The sequence below is a fragment of the Flavobacterium pasteuri genome (genome assembly GCF_048286615.1).
GTDB lineage: Bacteria > Bacteroidota > Bacteroidia > Flavobacteriales > Flavobacteriaceae > Flavobacterium.
In genome coordinates this window covers 1-4,555 of sequence record NZ_JBLVPN010000017.1, presented here as the reverse complement: position 1 = coordinate 4,555, position 4,555 = coordinate 1, and the positions used below count along the sequence as shown (strand labels likewise).

The window sequence follows — 4,555 nt, the reverse complement described above, 5'->3', positions numbered from 1 at the left end:
ATAAAACTGGACTTGCTCCAGTACTCAAATACTCAAAGAACTGGACTCGCTCCAGTACGCAAACTTCCCATCATAAAACTGGACTTGCTCCAGTACTCAAATACTCAAAGAACTGGACTCGCTCCAGTACGCAAACTTCCCATCATAAAACTGGACTTGCTCCAGTACTCAACTACTCAAAGAACTGGACTTGCTCCAGTACGCAAACTTCCCATCATAAAACTGGACTTGCTCCAGTACTCAACTACTCAAAGAACTGGACTCGCTCCAGTACGCAAACTTCCCATTATAAAACTGGACTTGCTCCAGTACTCAAATACTCAAAGAACTGGACTCGCTCTAGTACGCAAACTTCCCATCATAAAACTGGACTTGCTCCAGTACGCAAACTTCCCATCATAAAACTGGACTTGCTCCAGTACTCAACTACTCAAAGAACTGGACTCGCTCCAGTACGCAAACTTCCCATCATAAAACTGGACTTGCTCCAGTACGCAAACTTTCCATCATAAAACTGGACTTGCTCCAGTACTCAACTACTCAAAGAACTGGACTTTCTCCAGTACGCAAACTTCCCATCATAAAACTGGACTTGCTCCAGTACTCAAATACTCAAAGAACTGGACTCGCTCCAGTACGCAAACTTCCCATCATAAAACTGGACTTGCTCCAGTACTCAACTACTCAAAGAACTGGACTTGCTCCAGTACTCAAACTACATTCCTACAAAATGTAAATAATATTATTATTTTTAAATAAAAATATTAAATTTAAAATAAGCCTGTTTAAAGGCTTAAAGTATAAAAAACTGTATAAACTATACTTTATATAAAAAATTCTCTTAGAATTAACAAAACCAATATAAAATTAAATAATTACGTTATTTAATCAAATCACAAAATCAAAAAACCAACTTTCGAGCTTTCTTAAAGCTAAACACACCTACTTGTTATAGAAGGATAGGCGCGTACGGTCTTCCGTATGCCTTATAAAATAAGGCTTTCCCGACTATCGACTTTTCCTTGAAAACTACCTAAAAATAACAAAACAATAAATAAGTAAATTATATCTGTTTATCTTACAAAATAAACTAATTTACACAAAACAAAAAAAATAATAAAATAATGCTTTATATATATTAAAAATTCAAATATATGCTTATATTTGTAATGTCGTAAGGCAAAAAAGCATTTATCAAAATCAAAAATAAAATTCTTACAAAATGGAAAATTTAACAAAATCAATCGAAATCCTAGAAACAATAATCAAACTCACTGATTTACTAGGTCATGAGACAAACTGCTTAACTTTAGATAAAGCCTATCAATTAAAATGCAATATTGAAATTGCAATAAATCAAACTTTTAAAGACTAAAAAAGCTATTATGACAACTACCCAATTAAACAAAGAATATAAAAAAATATCAAAAAGATATTTTCAATTAGAAGAAAAAGATATAAAATCTTTTGAGGACCAAAGAGAATTAAATTTTCTCGAAGTTAGAATGTCCGAAATAGCTAAACTTTTAGAAACAAATTAAAAAAGTATCATGTTAAACACTTACCAACAAAGACAAAAATCAAATATTCCTTTAAAGGATTTATTCGTTATTTACGAATTAAATACTAATCAAGACAATACAGAAATGTTAACTCCGATGGAGACGGATGACTTTATGACTGCTTTACATTATCATAGTAATCGTGTCATACAAAGCACTCAAAATACTGTGTATTTGGATTGTCAAAAACTAGATAAAAACAATGAAATTGTATTTGTCGAAAACATATACACTACTAAACCCCTGTAAAATGGGGTTTAATAAACTAACATAATACTAATTATAAAAAACAAAAAAATATGTACATAGTAATAAACATAGAAACAAAAGACGTCGAACTGGTTTCAAATATGCAAGTCGTTGCACTATTTACAAAAATACCTATCAATAAAATTACTCGGACTTTCTCACAGTTAAAATTAAATTATCTTGAATATTTACAATATCAAGTATATAAAAGAAGTCCAATTACAAAACATATTTTAAATAAAAACTCTTAAAAATGGAAACTCCTGCAACCTCTCAAACTGTCATTATTATAAAAAAATTAATAAAGCAAGGCTTTACAATAAAACAACTTCGGGATCATTATAATGAACCCGAAAACATTCCTCTGAATAACTTAATTAATACACTAATGACACAATACAGAAATACTATTTCTTTAACAGAAAAAACGCCACTTTACAAAGTATTCAAAGTGATGCGTAAGTCATCAAGAAAAACAATTATAGCAAAAAATCTAACAGAAGCGCAAGCGCAAAAAATCGTTAAAGACGATATCTTAATAAATCCAGAAGCGGAAAAATATATGATTTGTTACACAAAACAATAAAATAAAAAAATTGTATAAAAATGTAAAAAAAAACTAGATATCAATATATAAACTAACTAAATAAACGAACAAATTAAACAAACGAATAAATAAAAAACATATATCAATATCACAAAAAATACATTTAAAAAATACAATAATCACATACAAGAAAACAAAAATCATATATACGCATGCTGCATTAAAAAGCTATAATTAAACTATCTCTGTCCACTCCCTCCAACGGAATAGAAAACGAGAGTTTTCTCCGTTGGTTCGTGACAGGCAATAAAAAAAATAAGACTTTGCCCTTTTCGGGCAAAATCCAAAATGGTTTCGGGGTTGTCCCCCCGTGAACCATTCCCCCGACTAAAGTAAGCCGGTAGGCGCAAACGGTCGGAACTCAATACAACACTATTTAATAAAAAATAAAATATGTCAACAAAATACAAAACAGTAATTTCTACAACTGGAGAAATACTTAAAATAAGGCTCAATTTGAGACTAAAAAAATATACAATACTTTACAATAGCAAAGTATATAAAACGTTCACGTTAACAGATAAAGCACTCTTAAAAGCCTATAATTTCCTTTTCTATCATTGGATAGAGTTTATAAATTCAAATAATTGTTATTTGATAAAAACACTTAAAAGGCAAATTAAAAACTCCTCTCCTTGATAAGTTAGTACAACTGTCTGAATAAATAAAATATATTATTATATTTGAAAAATAAATAATAAAAAAATAAGCACAAAAAAAACCGTTGCTCGGGCTGGCACCCATAAGAGTAACGGTTAAATATCTTTCTCTAAGACATGGCAAATATACAAAATAAAAGCAATTGTACAATTGCTTTACAAAATACCGTAAACAGTACGCAAGGCGTACAGTCTGACAGTACACTAAATTCTACACTACAAAAAAGACAATGGACTAAATATATTAGTAAAGGTCATGCATTAACTTTAATGTATTACAATCAAAATTCATTGCTCTTTAAATCATACAAAAATACTTCCTATTGTGCCGAAGTTCTTCAAACTAACACAATGGGAAAACTCACTACTACCTATTGCAAAAATAGGTGGTGTCAAACTTGCAACCGTATTAAAACTGCAAGACTAATTAATAATTATATGCCACAATTAGAGCATTTAAAAAATGCTCAATTCCTAACTTTAACACTACCAACTACCACCGCCGACAATTTACTCAATCAAATTTCTACAATGGAATCCGCTTGGAGAAAAATCTATAAAAAGAGTAAAGAGGCGAAATATAAAAAACTCTATACCCCGTTAAAAGGGATTAGAAAGGCGGAAACTACTATACGCCCAAATGGACAATATCATTATCATTTTCATTTGTTATTAGATAATGAACCACAAGCAAATTGGGTTTTGCAACAATGGTTGCACTATAACCCAACTGCAAGCCTTAAGGCGCAAGATATAAGAACCGCCACTAAAGGCGCTTATAAAGAGCTTTTCAAATATGCATTCAAATCTACTATCAAAATGGATAGTAAAATAAACGCTAAACGGTACGATGTCGTTTTTTCTGCATTAAAAAATAAAAGAACTTTTCAAGCCTTTGGCGGAATCAAAAAAATAGACGAGGATTTTAAAGACGAGGACTTAACAAACAATCTCTCTATCGAAGATAGTATAAACAAGGTTTATAAATGGGTAGTATCAGACTGGTACGACAAAGAAACTGGCGAACCTCTTTTAAATCTCGAAATACCTTCAAAGGTCAAAGATTTAACAAACTACCCACAATAAAAACAAATAACTGGACTCGCTCCAGGACTTAACTACTCAAAGAACTGGACTCGCTCCAGTACGTAAACTTCCCATCATAAAACTGGACTTGCTCCAGTACTCAACTACTCAAAGAACTGGACTCGTTCCAGTACGCAAACTTCCCATTATAAAACTGGACTTGCTCCAGTACTCAAATACTCAAAGAACTGGACTCGCTCCAGTACGCAAACTTCCCATCATAAAACTGGACTTGCTCCAGTACTCAAATACTCAAAGAACTGGACTCGCTCTAGTACGCAAACTTCCCATCATAAAACTGGACTTGCTCCAGTACTCAAATACTCAAAGAACTGGACTCGCTCCAGTACGCAAACTTCCCATCATAAAACTGGACTTGCTCCAGTACTCAA

The 4,555-nt window shown here is 31.9% G+C and carries 6 protein-coding genes; all 6 read left to right on the top strand.

All coding sequences use genetic code 11. The features are described from left to right. On the top strand, positions 1–402 hold a 402-nt coding region (locus ACNQF6_RS15690; protein WP_417966958.1), incomplete at its 5' end, for a hypothetical protein. Between the two features lie 820 nt (positions 403–1,222). After that, entirely contained in the window at positions 1,223–1,375 is a 153-nt protein-coding gene (locus ACNQF6_RS15685; RefSeq protein ID WP_417966956.1) for a hypothetical protein, read from the top strand. 10 nt (positions 1,376–1,385) lie between these two features. Beyond that, positions 1,386–1,541, top strand: coding sequence for a hypothetical protein (locus ACNQF6_RS15680; protein ID WP_417966954.1), 156 nt, complete (start codon positions 1,386–1,388; stop codon positions 1,539–1,541). Between the two features lie 9 nt (positions 1,542–1,550). Next, a complete protein-coding gene (locus ACNQF6_RS15675) occupies positions 1,551–1,811 on the top strand; it encodes a hypothetical protein (RefSeq protein ID WP_417966952.1) in 261 nt (86 codons plus the stop codon). Positions 1,812–2,064: 253 nt separating this feature from the next. Next, positions 2,065–2,397, top strand: a complete 333-nt coding sequence (locus ACNQF6_RS15670; RefSeq protein ID WP_417966951.1) for a hypothetical protein — start codon at positions 2,065–2,067, stop codon at positions 2,395–2,397. A gap of 797 nt (positions 2,398–3,194) precedes the next feature. Beyond that, positions 3,195–4,163 carry a protein rep gene (locus ACNQF6_RS15665; protein WP_417966948.1) on the top strand — a complete coding sequence of 323 codons (969 nt, stop codon included), beginning with the start codon at positions 3,195–3,197 and terminating at the stop codon, positions 4,161–4,163. Positions 4,164–4,555 lie beyond the last annotated feature (392 nt).